This is a genomic window from Pseudoalteromonas caenipelagi (assembly GCF_013140855.1).
GTDB classification, from domain to species: domain Bacteria; phylum Pseudomonadota; class Gammaproteobacteria; order Enterobacterales; family Alteromonadaceae; genus Pseudoalteromonas; species Pseudoalteromonas caenipelagi.
In genome coordinates, this window is record NZ_JABBPG010000002.1 from 432,244 (window position 1) to 450,390 (window position 18,147).

The 18,147-nt window shown below is 40.8% G+C and carries 15 protein-coding genes; 11 read left to right on the forward strand and 4 right to left on the reverse strand.

Features of this window, described 5'->3' with window-relative positions; all coding sequences use genetic code 11:
* Positions 1-147: 147 nt before the first annotated feature.
* From HG263_RS06610 to asd, 10 genes are all read left to right on the forward strand, one after another.
* A complete protein-coding gene (locus tag HG263_RS06610; RefSeq protein ID WP_171625285.1) occupies positions 148-2,037 on the forward strand; it encodes a methyl-accepting chemotaxis protein in 1,890 nt (629 codons plus the stop codon).
* Positions 2,038-2,263: 226 nt separating this feature from the next.
* Complete coding sequence (locus tag HG263_RS06615) at positions 2,264-3,016, forward strand: DUF3450 domain-containing protein (protein WP_171625286.1); 753 nt, start codon at positions 2,264-2,266, stop codon at positions 3,014-3,016.
* A 10-nt stretch (positions 3,017-3,026) separates the two neighbouring features.
* Positions 3,027-4,394 (forward strand): MotA/TolQ/ExbB proton channel family protein, encoded by a 1,368-nt coding sequence (locus HG263_RS06620; protein WP_171625287.1) that lies wholly within the window; start codon positions 3,027-3,029, stop codon positions 4,392-4,394.
* A 2-nt stretch (positions 4,395-4,396) separates the two neighbouring features.
* Entirely contained in the window at positions 4,397-4,924 is a 528-nt protein-coding gene (locus HG263_RS06625; protein ID WP_171625288.1) for a MotA/TolQ/ExbB proton channel family protein, read from the forward strand.
* A 24-nt stretch (positions 4,925-4,948) separates the two neighbouring features.
* Positions 4,949-5,359, forward strand: coding sequence for an ExbD/TolR family protein (locus HG263_RS06630; protein ID WP_070982912.1), 411 nt, complete (start codon positions 4,949-4,951; stop codon positions 5,357-5,359).
* Between the two features lie 9 nt (positions 5,360-5,368).
* Positions 5,369-5,974, forward strand: coding sequence for an energy transducer TonB (locus HG263_RS06635; RefSeq protein ID WP_171625289.1), 606 nt, complete (start codon positions 5,369-5,371; stop codon positions 5,972-5,974).
* A gap of 21 nt (positions 5,975-5,995) precedes the next feature.
* Positions 5,996-7,300: a tetratricopeptide repeat protein gene (locus HG263_RS06640; RefSeq protein WP_171625290.1), complete on the forward strand. Its 1,305-nt coding sequence runs from the start codon at positions 5,996-5,998 to the stop codon at positions 7,298-7,300.
* Positions 7,301-7,466: 166 nt separating this feature from the next.
* Positions 7,467-9,134, forward strand: coding sequence for a beta-helix domain-containing protein (locus tag HG263_RS06645; protein ID WP_171625291.1), 1,668 nt, complete (start codon positions 7,467-7,469; stop codon positions 9,132-9,134).
* Between the two features lie 78 nt (positions 9,135-9,212).
* Positions 9,213-11,897 (forward strand): TonB-dependent receptor domain-containing protein, encoded by a 2,685-nt coding sequence (locus HG263_RS06650; RefSeq protein ID WP_171625292.1) that lies wholly within the window; start codon positions 9,213-9,215, stop codon positions 11,895-11,897.
* A gap of 671 nt (positions 11,898-12,568) precedes the next feature.
* Positions 12,569-13,678: an aspartate-semialdehyde dehydrogenase gene (gene asd / locus HG263_RS06655; RefSeq protein WP_171625293.1), complete on the forward strand. Its 1,110-nt coding sequence runs from the start codon at positions 12,569-12,571 to the stop codon at positions 13,676-13,678.
* A 32-nt stretch (positions 13,679-13,710) separates the two neighbouring features.
* Here asd and HG263_RS06660 read toward each other — a convergent pair whose 3' ends face one another.
* Positions 13,711-14,217: a DUF4240 domain-containing protein gene (locus tag HG263_RS06660; protein ID WP_171625294.1), complete on the reverse strand. Its 507-nt coding sequence runs from the start codon at positions 14,215-14,217 to the stop codon at positions 13,711-13,713.
* A gap of 122 nt (positions 14,218-14,339) precedes the next feature.
* Between HG263_RS06660 and HG263_RS06665 the strand changes: the two genes are divergently transcribed.
* Positions 14,340-14,867 carry an RNA methyltransferase gene (locus HG263_RS06665; protein WP_216628379.1) on the forward strand — a complete coding sequence of 176 codons (528 nt, stop codon included), beginning with the start codon at positions 14,340-14,342 and terminating at the stop codon, positions 14,865-14,867.
* Positions 14,868-14,888: 21 nt separating this feature from the next.
* Here HG263_RS06665 and HG263_RS06670 read toward each other — a convergent pair whose 3' ends face one another.
* The 3 genes from HG263_RS06670 to HG263_RS06680 form a co-directional block, all read right to left on the reverse strand.
* On the reverse strand, positions 14,889-15,851 hold the full coding sequence (locus tag HG263_RS06670; RefSeq protein ID WP_171625295.1) for a tetratricopeptide repeat protein: 963 nt from the start codon (positions 15,849-15,851) through the stop codon (positions 14,889-14,891).
* A gap of 613 nt (positions 15,852-16,464) precedes the next feature.
* On the reverse strand, positions 16,465-17,601 hold the full coding sequence (locus HG263_RS06675) for a phage head morphogenesis protein (RefSeq protein WP_171625296.1): 1,137 nt from the start codon (positions 17,599-17,601) through the stop codon (positions 16,465-16,467).
* Between the two features lie 7 nt (positions 17,602-17,608).
* Positions 17,609-18,139: a hypothetical protein gene (locus HG263_RS06680; protein ID WP_171625297.1), complete on the reverse strand. Its 531-nt coding sequence runs from the start codon at positions 18,137-18,139 to the stop codon at positions 17,609-17,611.
* Positions 18,140-18,147: the final 8 nt, after the last annotated feature.

Here is an 18,147-nt window from a genome sequence, read left to right on the forward strand (position 1 = left end):
TTGCTAAAAAATCTCAGATACTGACCGATACGATAAGACAAACCAGTTTAATTTTGTTACATATGGATAAAAGCCTGATTTGATCAGACGTTGTGTGCAACTTATGGCAACGGGTTTCAGCGTAAAATTTATAATAATAGGCTCATAATGTTTAAATCGTTTAAGTTCACTACCAAAGTCACCATTGCTGCCTCTGTGGTATTAGTGCTGGTGTTAGGATTATTTACCATCAACAATTTTATTGTGATGCGAAGTCAAACCCAAGAGCAACTTACCCTAGTGCTTCAGGAGATTTCTGAATCCGTGTCTCAAAATATCGCTAACTGGCTAAATGATAGGCTTGATATTGTTGGCTCTGTTGCGCTTGGGCATCGCGCATCAGATTCTAAACAGCAAATCCTCAGGCGCTTGGCCACTGCTGATGCTGCAGGGGATTTTAAAAATGTGTATATCGGTATGCGTGAAGGTGATTTTATACTTGATGATCCGAGTATTGTATTACCACCGGATTACGATGCTACAACCCGACCATGGTATAAGTTAGCTCAAGAAAAAAACGGCACAGCCTTTACTAATCCATATGTTGATGTCACCACCAATGAGTTGACGATTTCAGCAGTTGTGCCAATAACCAGCGGTAGTGAACTTCTCGGTGTAGCGGGTGGCGATATAGATATGGCAACCATCACTGATATTATCAATGAAATAGATTTTCTGGGCTTCGGTTATGGCTTTTTACTAGACTCTGAAGGCCGCATCTTGTCTCACCCTAACACCAAGCTCAATGATAAACCTATGTCTGAGCTGTTTGGGAAGCGTTTACAGTTGCAAAGTGAGTTTGTAGAAGAAGAAATTGATGGCACTGAACGTTTGATCTCTTTTGTTAAAATGCAAGGGATAAAAAATGTTGACTGGTATTTAGGTGTTGTAATTAATAAAGAGATAGCGTATTCATCGGTGTCGTCATTTAGAAATATGGCAGCCATATATATGTTACTGGGCGTTATCGTCATCGTGTTTATGCTGAAGTTATTGTTAAAGTACCTGATGAAGCCTGTAGAGCAATTAAATTATGCGATTAAAGATATTGCACAAGGTGAGGGGGATTTAACTAGACGCTTACATGTAGAAAGTGAAGATGAATTCGGTGAGCTGTCTAATTACTTCAATCTGTTTATAGAGAAAATACACGACTCTATTGCTCAAGTAAGAGATACAACGGTTACCCTTGAACACTCTGTAGAGAGCCTAATTGCGCAAACTCAATCTACTTTGAGCATGTACAGTGACCAAACCAAGCGAACAGACAATGTTGCCACTGCAATCAATGAGCTTTCGTCAAGTGCTGTAGAGATATCAAATAATGCCAACCATGCATCTGAACTGGCAACGGAGGCAAATCGACTGAGCGTTGATAGTCAAACCGCATTGAATGCAAACATCTCAGAGATAGCTTCATTAAGTGATAAAATGGCACAAGCGCAATCAACAGTCGATAGCTTAGACAAGCACTCGGCAAGTATTGGGCAAGTACTTGAAGTGATCAAAGGGGTGAGTGAACAAACTAACTTATTAGCGCTTAATGCTGCCATCGAAGCGGCAAGGGCAGGTGAAGCCGGACGAGGTTTTGCTGTGGTCGCAGATGAAGTGAGGCAGTTAGCACAGCGTACCCAAGAGTCTACGCAAGAAATCGAAGCCACTATAATAGAACTGCAACAGGGATCGGCGTCAGCTGTTGCTGTGATGAAGTCGTCGCTTGAAGATTCAGCTAAGAGCGCCTCGCAAGCCACTCAAGCCGGTGAAAAAATGCATGAAGTGAGTAATGCGATAGACTCAATTGATGGTGTAAACCATGCTGTTGCAAGTGCCACACACGAACAAAATACGGTGATCCAATCTTTAGACAGCGATATTCATCATATTAGCGATCTTTCTGTACAGGGTTCTGAGAACTTAAATGCGACACTTGGCGAATGTAGACAGCTTCAAGCCCAGTTTGATGAGTTAGAAAAAATGGTGATGAAGTTTAAAGTTTAAAATGATTGTCTAAATTTCATAGAGGCCAGCCATATTTAACGCAGGCCTTTTTTTGTCTTTAATTCCTGATTATTATTGCAGACCAGGAAATAAAAGGGTTGCGCGCAGTATTGTGTACCTTTTATTTCGTTTGTCATTTTTCTGTATTGTTTGCGCAACACTACTGTCATTAAGCCCCCTTAAACTGCACCCAATTTAATTACTAGCAAAACTTAAGGTGTATGCGATGAAGTGCGTTAACCCCCTGTTGTTGGCAGGATTGCTTGCAACTGCGTCAAGCGTTCAAGCGAGTGACTTAAACCAAGTCGTCGAAAAAAGTAGTGCAATTAATGAATCTGCACAAAAGACTCAAACCAAGATAGATTCAATTGCAGACTCAATGCAATCGCGTTTGCAAAAGTTCAAAACGCTCAATAAAGAGATTGATGGACTAAATGTTTATAACGCGCAATTAGACAAACAAATCAAAAACCAACTTGATGAAATGAACGCGATTAATGCATCGATGGATCAGGTATCGGTAATCGAGCGTCAAATTACACCTTTGATGCTTCGCATGATAACTGGCTTAGAACAGTTCGTTCAACTAGATGTACCTTTTTTACCAAAGGAACGCGCTGAACGTTTATCTAAGCTTAGAGCAATGATGGACAGAGCCGACGTAACATCAAGTGAGAAGTTCCGTCGCGTACTTGAAGCATATCAAGTAGAAGTTGATTATGGCCGTACCATTGAAGCTTATACAGCATTGCTAAATGTTGATGGCCAAGAGCGCGAAGTTGACTTCTTACGGATCGGTCGTATGGAGCTACTTTATGTAACAAAAGATGGTTCTATTGCTGGCAGCTGGGATCAGGCGTCTAAAAAGTTTGTAGCGCTAGAAGATACAAGCATCAGCCAAATCAAAAAAGGCATACGCATTGCGCGTAAGCAACTAGCCCCAGATATGTTATCGCTTCCAGTGCACGCGTCGGAATAAGAGGTTCATCATGAAATTTATCAAGCAATTTAGCAAACACGCTGTTCTGGCAGCAACTCTAGCGCTTTCAACTTCTGCATTTGCAGAGCAAGCGTTGAATTTAGACTCGTTACTTAAAACGCTAGAGCAAGGTCAGGTAGCTCAAAGTCAACAAAACCAAGCGCGTGAAGCAGAGTTTAAAGCAAAGCAAGACCAACAAGTTGCGATGCTTAACCAGTTAACGCAAAAACGTAATGCTGAGCTTGCGCGTTCAGAGCGATTAGAAACACAGTTCGAAGAAAACGAAATTAAGTTACAAAACTTAACGGATACGTTGTCAAAGCGAATGGGTTCTTTAAAAGAACTATTTGGCGTGTTGCAACAAGTCGCTGGTGATTCAAGTAACAAATTCCAAACGTCGGTTGTTTCAGCACAAATTCCTGGTCGTAGCGAATTTATGGATGAGATGGCGAAGAAAATGGGTTCAACATCTCGTTTGGCTTCAATTGAAGATATCGAAAAAGTTTGGTTTGAATTGCAACGTGAAATGACTGAGCAAGGAAAAATCACTCGCTTTAACAACGAAGTTATCGTTGCTGGTGGTGCGAAAGAGACCAAAGAAGTGGTACGAGTTGGTGCCTTTAACCTTATCGCCGATGGTAAGTACTTAACTTATAACCCAGCAACCAACACAATATCAGAACTAACTCGTCAACCGGTAGCTCGCTTCACAGAAACGGCTGCAGATTTACAAGCGGCTAAATCAGGTGTTGTTGAATTTGCACTGGACCCAACAGGTGGTTCTATCCTTGGTCTACTGGTTCAAGCACCTAATACCGAAGAGCAGGTTCATCAAGGTGGTGCTGTGGGTTATGTGATCCTTGGTGTTGGTGTTCTCGCACTCATCATCGCGCTAGAGCGTTTTATCTCGCTTATGTTAATGGGTGCCAAAATTAACCGTCAACTTAAAGATAGCACCGCTCGTGATGACAATCCGCTTGGTCGAGTAATGAAAGTGAAAGATCAGTACCCTGATGTAGCGTACGACACGTTAGAGCTTAAATTAAGTGAAGCGATTTTACGTGAAATGCCAAAAATCACTCGTAACCTAACACTGATTAAGATTATCTCAGTGGTGGCACCGCTGTTAGGTCTACTTGGTACAGTAACGGGTATGATTAACACCTTCCAAGCAATTACATTATTCGGTACCGGTGATCCTAAGCTGATGGCTGGTGGTATTTCGCAAGCGCTCGTAACTACGGTACTTGGTCTGGTAGTCGCGATTCCAACAGTATTCTTGTACACATTACTCAATACACGCTCTCGTAACTTGCTACTTATCCTTCAAGAGCAAAGTGCGGGGATCATTGCAGAGCGAAGCGAAAAAGGAGCGTAATCGTGGTCCTATTGGTTGAAGCAATCAATGCGCTACGAGAGTTTTTAGATACAGGTGGCCAGGTTCTCCTGGTCATCGGCCTAATTATCTTTGCCATGTGGTTGCTGATTTTAGAACGCTTTATGTTTGTATTTGGACGTTACAGAACATACAAAAATGAACTGCTTAGCGCGTGGAAATCGCGCAGTGAGAGAAACAGCTGGAACGCAGAGCAAATTCGCCAAGCACAAATTTCACGAGCGGGAATTCGATTGAATGCAAATTTGCCTTATATCAACGTGATGGTGGCTTTGTGCCCATTATTAGGCTTACTAGGCACAGTAACTGGGATGATCGAAGTTTTTGATGTGATGGCTATTACAGGCACCGGCAGTGCGCGTTCCATGGCATCAGGTGTATCAAAAGCCACTATCCCGACGATGGCGGGTATGGTCGGTGCACTTTCAGGCGTATTTGCATCAACATATCTACAGCGCAAAGCAAAACGTGAAGTAGAACTGTTAGAAGACAAAATGCTACTTGATCATTAAATCGAGTAGCCAGAGGAAAATTTTATGAGAGCTCCATTAGCTAAAGTGTTTCAAGAAGAAGAAGCTGAAGAAATTAACATGACGCCTATGCTAGACGTTGTATTTATCATGCTGATCTTCTTCATCGTAACGGCTTCTTTCGTTAAAGAAGCGGGGATTGATGTTAACCGTCCAGAGGCTGCGACAGCCGTTAAAAAGCAGCGTGCAAACATCTTAGTTGCTATTTCTGACAAAGGTGAGATCTGGATCAACAAACGTCAAGTGGATGTGCGTGCAGTTCAGGCAAATATCGAGCGTTTAAAAGCAGAGAATCCACAAGGTAGTGTGGTTATTCAGGCTGATAAAAAAGCGACAACAGAAATGTTAATCAAAGTAATGGATGCGTCTCGTGCTGCTGGTGCGTTTGATGTGTCGATTGCTGCACAAGAGTCATAGGTAACAATTATGCGTTATTTAATAGCACTGATAATAGCAGGTGTTATTACGTTCTTCTTGTTCTTGGGTATGCAAGCGCTTATCCAAGGCGGGGAAGGCGCAATGACTGAGCCTGTAAAAGGGAATGTGCTTGACTTTGTCCGTTTAAAAAAAGAAGAAACGGTACAGAAGAAAGAGCGTAAGCCACAAAAACCGCCGACGCCAAAAGAGCCGCCACCCCCAATGGATGCCCCACAAATGCAGAGCAATGATCTCGATGCAGCGGGTGCTGACTTTGACTTTAGCGCAAACGTTGAAGCAGATGTAGACCTTGCTGGTGGTTTGGCACTTGAGTCAAGTGATGGTGAATATCTACCTATTGTTAAGGTTGCACCAGTGTATCCTCGCCGAGCGCTATCTCGTGGCATTGAAGGCTATGTAATAGTTGAATTTGTTGTGACAAAGCAGGGGACGGTTAGAGATCCGAAGGTTGTTTCGGCTGAGCCTGAGTCAATTTTTGACCGAGCAGCGCTCGATGCTGCATTAAAATTTAAATATAAGCCGCGAGTAGTTAATGGTGAAGCAGTAGAAGTTGCGGGTGTACAAAATAAGATTTCATTCCAAATTAATGGGTAATGAGGTTTTCGAGGTGCGATTATGAAAAATATTAAACAACTAGCAATTTATAGCGCGTTATTTATTGCAGGCTCTGCTGCGCCTTCTTTGGTGTCGGTAGTGCCGTCGGTAGATATCAATACAGCTTATGCTGAAACTAAAACCAAGCGTGTTCCTGCGCTTAGAGAAAAGGTTTACAGTCAATTAGCTCGAGCGCAAAAATTAGCTGATGATGGTGATGTTAAAGCTGGCTTAGAAGCACTTGATAGCATTAAAGAACGCTCTTCAAGCATGAACTCATATGAAATTGCAATGATGTACAATTTTTATGGGTTTATTTACTACAACGAGAACCAACTAGACAAAGCTATCGCGTCTTTTGAAAACGTTGTTGCTGAAGAGGGGATCCCAGAGTCATTAAGATTATCTACCACATTTAGTTTGGCTCAATTAGCAATGGCTAACTCTGAGTATAATAAAGTAATTAAATATTTAGATAGTTGGGAGTCAATTAATAAAGGTGTGACACCTGATAATTATTATGTGCTTCGTGCTCAAGCTAACTATCAGTTAAAAGATTATCAAGAAGCAGTTAAATACATTAATACGGCGATTGGTTTAAGTGAATCCAAAGGTGATGTGCCAAATGAAAATTGGCTAGTTTTGCAGCGCGCGCTTTATTACTCACTTAACCAGCCTAAAAAAGTAACAGAAGTGCTCGAAAAAATGGTTAAGCTTTATAATAAACCTAACTATTGGATCCAGCTAGCTGGCATGTACGGTGAAATCGGTGATGAGAAACAGCAATTAGCTATATTTGAAGCAGCCGATCAGCAAGGTTTTGTAAAGTCTCGCTCAGAAATCAAACAGCTTGCACAAGTATATATGTATAACGGCTTAGCATATAAAGCCGCAAAGCTAATGGAACGAGGCTTGTCACAAGGTACTATAGAAAATAATGCCAAAAACCAAGCGTTTATAGCCGAGTCTTTAGTGCAAGCTAAAGAAGATAATAAGGCAATACAGTATTTTGCTCAAGCCAGCAAGCTAGTTGAACATGGCAATTATGATCAAAGACTTGCAGAGATATATATCAACTTAGAAATGTTTGATGAAGCTGCAGACGCTGCTCGTGCAGCACTAGATAAAGGTCAATTAACCTTTGAGTCAAATGCCTATGTAGCATTAGGTATGGCTCAATATAATTTGCAGAACTTCGACGCTTCTATATTGGCATTCGAGCAAGCAGAAAAACACAAGAAATCTGCTAATTTAGCAAAGCAGTGGATTAAATATGTAAAAAGAGAAAAGCTGCATAATGAGACTTTAAAACAAGTATTGTTATAGCATTATAATCGCAACACCAAAGCCGCCTTCGGGCGGTTTTTTTATTCCAAAAATATAAATTGTCATTATTGTTTCTATAAAGTGTAACCCATTTGTAATACAGTCAAGTTACTTTATATCCAAGCTTTTTATGCGCTTATAATTATTATATTTTTTGGAGATAAAAATGAAAATTTCTGGGTTATTCAAAGTTAGCCTTGTTGCTTCTGCATTAGTTTTAGCTGGTTGTGGTGGTGATATTAAAGTAACACCAACGGTTAACGACAGCAGCGTTACCAACTCAAACAACACAACTAATAATACAGGCGGTCCTGTTGTTGATAATGGCGATGACGGTAAAGATCAAGTTGAAAACCCATGTACAGCACGTACTGTTGCAGGCAACGAAGTGCAAGGAGCGTTTGAAGCGCCACACTGCGTGTACGGAACAGACTTCGCTGGTAAAACATTAGAAATTGAAGAAGACATCACATTCAAAGCGCTTGCAAATGGCGGTGCTCACGTATTTGATGGCGCTATTCAAATGGGTAAAGATTGTAACACTACTTTAGGTTGTACAGTTGAAAAGAATGGCCCAACGCTTAACGTTGAAGCGGGTGCAACTTTAGCATTCAAATCTGGCGAAGCAATTATCCGTATCGGCCGTGGCGCAAAAATAAACGCTATCGGTACTGCTGACGCACCAATTACATTTACTTCTGCGAACGTTTTCCCTGCATTTGATATCGCTGAAACAGGTCCTCAGTTTGCTGACTGGGGCGGTATCATCATCAACGGTTTTGGTTTAACTAACCAGTGTACTAATGCAGAGCGTGCGGCAAATACATGTAACGCTACGTCAGAAGGTATCACGAGTCACTTTGGTGGTAAAAACAATGCTGATAGCAGCGGTAATATCAAATTTGCCAATATTTGGTATGCAGGTTCTGGCCCACGTGAAGGCGGTGACGGTGATGACTTAAACTCACTTACTCTAAATGCTGTAGGTTCAGGTTCTACTTTTGATTATCTTCATATTCACCAAGGCTTCGACGATGGTATCGAGTTCTTCGGTGGTGCCGCAAATATCAAGCACATTGTTGTCACAGACACGCAAGACGATGCAATTGATATCGATGCAGGTTGGCAAGGTAATGCACAATTTATCTATGTTCAGCACGGTACAGTAACAACAAAGAAAGATGTGACTTATTCAGACGAAGGTGAGCAGAAGACAATTCCTGCTGGGTCTGTAGGTTATATGGGTAATAACGGCTTTGAGACGGATGGTCAAAAAGGTAAAGGCGACGATTACTCAGAAGTACCAGCATCAAACCCAACGATTGCTAACGTGACAGTTGTAACTACTGACGGTAAATCAATTCGTGATAATAGCGCTTCTCAAGCGGCTAAATTTGATGACGCAATTGAAGGTAAGTACTACAACGCACTATTCGTTAAAGCTGAAGGCGCAAATGGCACTGACTGTTTAGAGTTCAAAAAAGAAAGTGCTGAAGAAAAAGCAGTTGCAGGCAAACTTATGTTCAACAACTCTGTAATGGCGTGTGTTAATCACTTTAAAGGTGGCGAAACATTCGCAAGCGGCGGTTCTAAAGCTGAGTGGTTTGCAAACAGTGGTTCTAGCTTAATCCTCAATAGTGCACAAGGCGTACTTGCTGCAAATGGTTTTGCAACTAACACAGCATCAACCGAAGTGACAATCCAAGCAAATGACCTAAGCGGTTTGGACTTAAGCTTCTTTGACCAAGTTGATTACATTGGTGCAGTATCTGATAAAGATTCAAGCAGCACTTGGTACAAATGGGTAGAGAAATCATTGGCAGCTATTAAGTAATCATTCGTGGCTTAAATTGTTTATCACGAAGTAGGCGCAGCTATTGCGCCTTTTTTACGATTTTTGGCAGGATTGCAAATGAATACTCAAATGAAATTAAAAAAGATTGCTTTGGCAGTAAGTTCAGCGATGGTGGTTGGGGTATCAATGCCAAGCATCGCAGCAGAAGATCAGGCGATAGAGGAAGTGGTTGCCGTAGGTACGCGCTTACAAGGTAGTGCAGCAGCAGTCATTGAAGAGCGTAAGAACCAGGCATTTGTTGCGGACATTATGGGGGCAGAGCAACTATCGCGTACTGGTGATAGCGACGCGGCTTCGGCACTGCGCCGTGTAACAGGTTTAACACTTGTTGACGGAAAATTTGTTTATGTACGTGGTCTTGGTGAGCGTTATTCCAGTGCGCGACTCAATGGTGCTTCTGTGCCAAGCCCTGATTTAACACGTAACGTAGTACCGCTGGATATTTTCCCTTCAAGTATCATAGAAAGCTTAGCCGTACAAAAAGCATACTCTCCCTCAATGCCGGCAGCCTTTGGTGGTGGTAATATCGACATTCGTACTAAATCAGTACCTAGCGAATTTACCGCAGGTATTGAAGTTGGTGTGGGAATGAACTCCAATTCAGATGAAGGGTATACATATAATCGCCCTGATTCGGGGCAACCAGATTCTCTGCATAGTGCTGTACTGCGATATAAAGGTGATTTTAGTTTGAGCTCTATCGTAGATAGAGATTTTATCGAAAGCACTGAAACACAAACTAGAGCTGAACAAGCGGCGCAAATAAACAAATCTCTTATTCTTGCTTTACCAAGAGATTTAAAGGTCACCAAAGAGTCACTTGATCCGAACTATGATATTAAAGCCAACATTGGCAATAGCTTCGATGAAGATTACCTCGGCGGGACAATTGGCTTTATGCTAGCAGGGTCTTATGATAAAGACTGGTCTTACTCAGAGCGAAAAACAGCGGTTACTGATGATGATCCAGCAGATGGCTGCACAACATCTCTAGTTACAACAGAAGATGCCAAGAACAACTGTTATATCACAGTCAAAGATTCAAAAGTGACCACCGAGAATGAGAGAATTAGCGGTGTATTCAACCTAGGCTATAAGCTTGATCAGCACAGTGTTAGCTATTCAAAGATTTATCTTCAAGATAACGAAGACGAAGTAAATCTTTCAGTTTTACAAAGCCCTAATGGCAGTACGGTAAGAACGATTGCTGGGACTGGCCAAGCACAGAGATCACATAGCTTTAATTATGAAGAACGCACGCTAGATGTTGACCAGTTTATTGGTCAACATACATTCCTTGATTATTGGGGAATTGGTGCAGATTGGCAATATACTGAGTCAAAAGCTGAAACGCGAATACCCACCAATATTGATTATAAGTTTATCGATACATTTACTAATGGCGTGTATAACACATCAATCGTAACGGGCGATGACAACCGAGCGACTTATTCATTCACCGATATGGTTGACAACGTTAAGTCTTACGGTGGCAACATGACGCTGCCATTGAGTTTCGACGGCGTGGAAGTAACCCTAAAAGCAGGTTATGACTTCTTAGACCGTGCACGCGTTTACAACACATCAAGCTTTGCTATCAATAACGATACGGGGATACCGATTCCAATTAACAGCGAAGCAAATAATGTGTTAGGTTTGTCAACATATCTAACAGATACGTTCGTTAATGATAACGACTTTTTCTTATCATTTAATGAGCCAACAGCACCGAGTGCCGATGACTATACAGCGGCACAAAAAATCGATGCGGGTTACTTTGAATTTGATGTGTTCTTCAACAATGCGTGGCGAGTGAGTGGTGGTCTGCGCTATGAAGATTTCAAACAAGTGACAATTGGTACGTCTAGCTTGATCTTTGACAAGATCACTCAGGGAATTTATTACTCTGAAGAGAGAATCAAAGAAGGTACGGTTAATCAAGACGATGTATTTAGTTCATTGGCGTTGACTTACTTAGCTCAGGACAACTATCAAGTTCGCTTTAGTTATGGTGAAACAACTGTTCGTCCAGATTTACGTGAACTCGTATCTGTAGCTTATTATGACCCCTTAACTGACATTAAAACATTTGGTACACCAGGCCTTAAAAGTAGTGATTTGAAAAACTACGATGCGCGCTTTGAGTACTATATGGACAACGGCGATAACTTCTCTGTTGGTGCATTTTACAAAGACATAACTAATCCAATAGAAACTGTTTTGCGAGTTGGTGATGAGGACTATAGCGCGTCGTTTGTAAATGGTATTGATGGTGAAGTGTATGGCGTAGAAGCCGAATGGTTGCACGATTTATCGTATGCAATGAGCGGCGTGTTTACTTCAGGTAATATCACCTTAAGTGATTCTGAAGTATCAATCGATCCAGCTTTTGCAGGTAACTTGACGAACCCAACTAAGCGTATGACCGGTCATTCTAAATACGTAGTTAACCTACAAATGGGCTTCGATTCTGCTGATGGTCAGCACAGTGGGTCATTGGTATACAACGTGTTTGGTGAGCGTATTTTGGCGTCAGGTATAGGCGGTCGTCAAGATGCATTTGAGCAACCGTTCCATTCACTTGATTTGGTATATACATGGTACCCAGACTTTAACTCTAAGGTTAAATTCAAAGTGAAAAACTTGCTAAATGAAGACCAAGAAGTAACACAGTCGGATCTTATTGTTAGGCAAAAAGAAGTTGGTACAACCGTAAGCGTAAACTACAGCTACGAATTTTAAGTACTAAGCAAAAATTGCTAATACCAACTAAAGTACTAAGCCAAGGTGATAACCTTGGCTTTTTTTTACCTCATAAAAAATAATTAGATTTGATTGCGAAAATATGACATGTAACGTAGAATATACGCTATCAGTTAAGTGAACCTGTACTGAACAAGATAATTTAAGTATAAAGCTCAGCACGTTAATAAATTTGTCATCTTTATGCTTTAAAGTGCACCCCATCTTAAAGGTTATAATTAATAATTATAAAAGAACCTCGAACCGAGTTCTGAATTGATGTCGTGAACATCAGATTAGGACAACCTTTACATGTTGTATCCAAACCCCGCTTTGCGGGGTTTTTTATTTGCGTAAGCAATCTTAACTTTATGATAATAATAATTATATTTTGTTATTAGCGTTATTAAGTTAACAAGGCGCTGGGTTTGCTTTTAAACTTTCAAGTGCTCGATATTCGGTTAATCGGCCTAAGTTTTGCGCCATACGCTGTCGCTCTTGTAATGAATTAGTCTTACCCAGTTTCTAACCTATCCTATGTAGCCTACAAAACGTCACTAACTTCGAGTAAATAATATTTAATTTTGGCTAGTCGAAGTCTTTCATATTTGTTATTTTGGACGTCTAGACTCACGCAATGTCTATTAATTTTAAATGAAGGTAAAAATAACATGAATAAAGTAGGACTCGTTGGTTGGCGTGGTATGGTTGGTTCAGTGCTTATGCACAGAATGATGGAAGAGAATGATTTTGCACATATTGATGCGCACTTTTTTACTACCTCACAAACTGGGCTTTTAGGTCCCGATTTTGCAGGTACTGCCAAACCTCTACAAAATGCTAACGACGTAAAAGCCTTGTCGGAAATGGATATTATCATTTCATGCCAAGGTGGTGACTACACCAAGTCAGTTTATCCTGCATTGCGTGAATCTGGATGGGAAGGGTATTGGATTGATGCTGCATCAGCACTGCGTATGTCATCTGACAGTATCATCGTACTAGACCCAGTAAACAGTGACGTAATAAAGCAAGGTTTAGAACAAGGCGTGAAAACCTTTGTTGGCGGAAACTGTACAGTGTCTTTAATGTTGTTAGCGCTTGGTGGTCTATTTGAAAAAGACTTAGTTGAATGGGTAAGCCCCATGACATATCAAGCCGCATCGGGTGCTGGCGCACGTAATATGCGCGAATTAATTACACAAATGGGCGATATTCATGCATCAGTCGCCGAGTTATTGAACGACCCTGGTTCTGCTATTTTAGAAATCGATAAACTAGTCGCGGATAAAATTAAGTCAGATGATTTGCCTACAGATCAGTTTGGCGTGCCATTAGCTGGCAGTTTAATTCCTTGGATTGATGTTCCTATGGAGTCTGGACAGTCAAAAGAGGAGTGGAAGGCGCAAGTTGAGGCTAATAAAATTTTAGGCTCTTCTAAATCTCCGATCCCTATTGATGGCTTATGTGTACGAATTGGTGCGATGCGTTGCCACTCGCAAGCAATGACCATCAAACTGAGAAAAGATTTACCTGTCGATGAAATCGAACGTATTTTGGCCTCTCATAATGACTGGGTTAAAGTTATTCCAAATGATCGCGATATGACTGCACAGCAACTTACACCAGTAAATGTAACGGGAACTCTTGATATTCCTGTTGGTCGTATTAGAAAACTCAGTATGGGTCCTGAATATATCAGTGCGTTTACAGTAGGGGACCAACTGCTTTGGGGCGCGGCAGAGCCGCTACGCCGCATGTTGCGAATTATCTTAGACTGAACATAAAAAATAAAAGGCGCATTAAGCGCCTTTTATTTTTGCTGCCAATATTTGCTAAATAATTTTGGAAATTGTTCCTTCAGTAACTTAGGCTTATTTTTGAACTTTTTGCCTTGCGGCTGAAAGTTGACAACGTTGTGGTAGGGGAGCTCTTCTCCCGTAACATCTTCATATAGTAAACCTGCAACCAAGTCGAGCTCGTCACAGTAGGGGGCTGGTAGGTCATCAATCATCGGCACATGTTCATAATCGGCTAATCTATCTGGGTTACTCAATATTTGTGCTAATATTTCATCCCCTTGTAATATTAACCAATTACAAAAATCCAAGAAGTCATACTCGCTATTACAACCACACATGACATAGGCAAATGCCCAATTATCCCAATGCCATAATTTACGTAGTTGTTGGGTATAAAGCTCGTCAAATTCAGCTATCTCATGCTTATCTAGCGTAGATAGGGATGTTCTCAATGCTAGGTTTACATCATCTTGGCTTCGCACTGTAGAAATGATTTGCCAGAAAGTATCAATGTTCATCTATAAAACTTTTCATTTTTAATAAGGCGAGATCTTACCATAGCTTGTAAAACAAGCGCACCTCTATAGACGTAATGCCGTTATTGTTGTAGATTCCCGTGGCATTTATAAAAGAGTGAAAAATGATGTTTGATAGTGGATTTGCCTGTATTGGATTAACTAACCCTAAAAGCCCAAGTAATGTCGGTGCAGTAATGAGAGCAGCGGGGTGTTATGGTGTCAATTCTGTGTTTTATACAGGTAAGCGATTTGAAAATGCGAGAAAATTCACTACCGACACTAAAAAGGTCTATCAAAATATACCTCTTATAGGTGCAAAGTCTTTAGGAGACGTTATACCATTAGGCGCTACACCTGTAGCGATAGAGCTAATAGAGGGCGCAAAACCACTTACCGAATATGTGCATCCTAAAAGTGCATTCTATTTGTTTGGACCAGAAGACGGCTCCCTTGATAAGGAGACTCTGAAGCTGTGCCAAGATGTTATTTATGTACCTACTCAAGGCTGCATGAATCTAGCAGCTACGGTGAATGTTGTTCTTTACGATAGGCTGCTGAAATCCGGCCTAACCTTTAACCATGATGAAATTATCCGTAATAGCAGAGACAATAACAATAATATCGTATTGACTGATTTATTGGCAAAATAGCTTCTCTATTGCTGAGGTGAGTTACCAATTACAACTTAGTACCTTGTTAAACCAACTTTTATTTTCAAATTTTTTGGTCGCAATATGCGCTACAGTGGGGACATCGATACCAATGAGCGATGCTAAGTGAATTTTTATGAGCGTTTTAAGTTGGGGCCCCGCGAGCTTATCAAACTCACTAAGTAATTCTTTACTCTGCTTTTCAGTCAGTTTAATGCCCTGCGCATATTGATACGCAGAATAGATCCAAAACAAATAGGCTTTTTTAGACTCGTCAGGGTATTCGTTAGAAAGCTCAGAAATATGTGGATGTAATCGTAAGAAATCAATATTTTTATTAAGCAAAACAAAAGTAAACAGCAAATTCATACCAGAGTTTATATGCCCAGAGTGATTGTTTGCTAATTGAAATGCCGACAATGCTTCTCGAAAGCGTGTTTCGGCTTCTTTTATATTGCCTTGGTCCATTGCAATAGTCCCAAGGTTGTTTTTAATTGTTGCCATAGCCCGCACGTCATCAAGTCTCATAGCAATGTTGCCTGCCTCTATATAAATAGACTTAGCAAGAGCATAGTCTTTTTTATATCTGGCGACGATAGCACTACTTATCAGTAAGGAAACCCGTTGGCTCGACTTATCTGCATGTTTTAAAGCGCATGAAAAAACATGCTGCGCGGCGTCAAAATAGTTAGTCTTTCTCAGCCAGATACCCGTACCACTCAATATTGTCACTATTTTGTTGGCAAAAGCAGGTTTATCGTCCAATTTAAACAAGGTCTCCAATATAGGATCGATGTCATCAAGATAGTTTAATGTCAGTGAAGTTCGTAATTTCAATATGTAGAATGCGACTTGCTGCTCATCAGGTAGCTTTTCAACGTGAGGAATTTTATTGAGGATAGCTAAAGATTGTTCGGGATCTGAACGCATAAAATACTGTGCACGAGAGATTTCATATTCAGCATCTGAATTAGATGACGCCATACTCAATGTACTCATTATCATACAACAGTAGAAAACCAATAACGAAGCAGCTTTGTACAACAAGAAACATCCATAGGCAGATTCTGAATAATGATAATTATAGGATGTGCAATAATATGGTCAAGCTTAACGTTTCTTTAAAGTCCGATACTGTCTAGTATTGGACTTTAAAGTTACTGGGGTATTAAAATCGCGGTTGCTACACATAAAGATATTCAACGGCCCATAATTTACGTTATGTTAAATTGTGTTGGGAGGCATAAATGCTTGTACTCATATGATGAGAACTCAAAATGACCTCTTGTTCTTAAATAAGCTTTACATTCTGTGATGTGGCTTTATATAGTGTGTAACTGTAAGGGGTTGTTCATTTCTAGATTTGAGTGAGATTAGAATTTTAAGATTTGATTGCTTTGAAGCCCCTATTAACTAAGGACTTCGAATATCCTAGCCTTAAAAATCCTCAAAATCAAATTACGTTTGTTTTTAGACAAAACCTACCCATTTTGACTCATTCTGCGATCATTCCTGCTCATTTGACGTTAAGAATTAGATCGAAATTCGCCGTTTTAAATTGAGTTTAAATAGCCTTTAAACGCACATTAAACACGGTTTAAATCTTTTGGATTGCTACCACACGATTAAAATCACCGTGTATTTGCACGGTGATGACCACACCGTTTAGTTCTAGCTTAACCACGCTTGTATTGAACGATACATATGTACCAGCTTGAACAATGGTCATTAGCTCGGTTGCTTTTTCATAACCTAATACATTTATAGCGCTCATCATTGCGTGGTGTTCTATGACGATTAACGTGCTTTTTGTTTTTGGAGACTTAGCTATGACTTTCTCGAATACATCGCTTTGCATATGGCCTAAAACAAACACGGTACCAGAATCTGTTTTGCTTAGGGCTTGTTTTGCAGCAGCCGTTGCCAATTGCTCTTTAAAATAGCTTTCGCCTTGGTTTATGATCTCGTTAAAAATGGGGGTTGCTACTTCTCGTAAATTCTTATCTAAGCGCCCTAACATTTCCCCCGTTGATTTGTCGGCACCTAACCATGCTTTGCCTGGGTTGTAATTCCAACCAAGGTCAATGCCTGGTAGCTTCTCTAATTCTTCGCCTGTTTCAGGGTCTGCAACTTTGAATGGTCTTAGCAATGGCTCGACTACGTGATCAGGTGTAACCGTTAGGCCCATACGCTCGATATCTGCATCGCTTAAGCTCACTACTTTACAGCGGCACATCCAGCCATTTGGCGGATAATGTGAGTCCCAAAACTTATGATCCAACGGTAGTAATATATAGTGCCACTGTTGGTGCTTTGGCCTTACTCGTTGATCACCTGCTGTTAAATACAGTAAATATGGCCTGCGGTGCTTTATACGTTCTTGCTGTTGCCAGCGGCCCGCTGCACGTGCTGTATTTTTATTGTTTTGATAGATAACTTGAGTGCGCCAACCTCGTTTACCATTGTACGACCACCCATGCTTTGCTACTACTTCATCAAAGCGTTTTCTAAAAGACGTGAGCGTCTCGCCTTGTTCAATAGACGCTACCACTGACTTATATAAGTCATCTAAAAGCTGTGTTTTGGTTGCACCTGCTACTGTAAACGCCCGAGCATGAATATGGCCCAGTAGATCCTTGTATGATTCTGTTGGGATTTGGATTTTTTGCTTTAGGTGTGAAATGGCCTCATCAAACTTAGTGAGTCGGCCATACTGGGGAGAAAAACTAGGCATAAGCGCCCTACTTAAACTTGTTTAACAAGCTATTGGTTTTGTCTTTTGAGCCTTGGCTTGAACCATAGAAAAACTGCAGTATTGCGCCAAGTGTGGTACCAAGTAAAAAGCCCAAAACAGTATCTGCATAACGTGTTGCTGGCGGTGCAATATCTATAAAGGTAATACAGCCTATATATATGAAAGTCGATACAGTTAAAAACCATGCATATTGATACACAAAGCGCTTTGCAACTTTGTCATCTTGATCAAGTGCATTGCTTTGCATTTTTCTCGCACTATCTACATTCTTGAATGCAATCTCAGCTAAATTCTCTTCTTTATTTAATACCGCAAGTCTAAATTGGGTTTTTAACTCATCATTTTTGCTGATCCTATCTAATGCTTGCGCGGGGTCAGTTTGGCCAGTTAGGGTTTGCGCCATATCAACGACTTTAGACGCGACAGCAGCACCATTGTCGCCACCAATCCAACGACCTATTTTGTCGTCTAAACCTGTGAGCTTCGCTATACCAAGTGCAATTGTTATAGGGTCCATACATCACC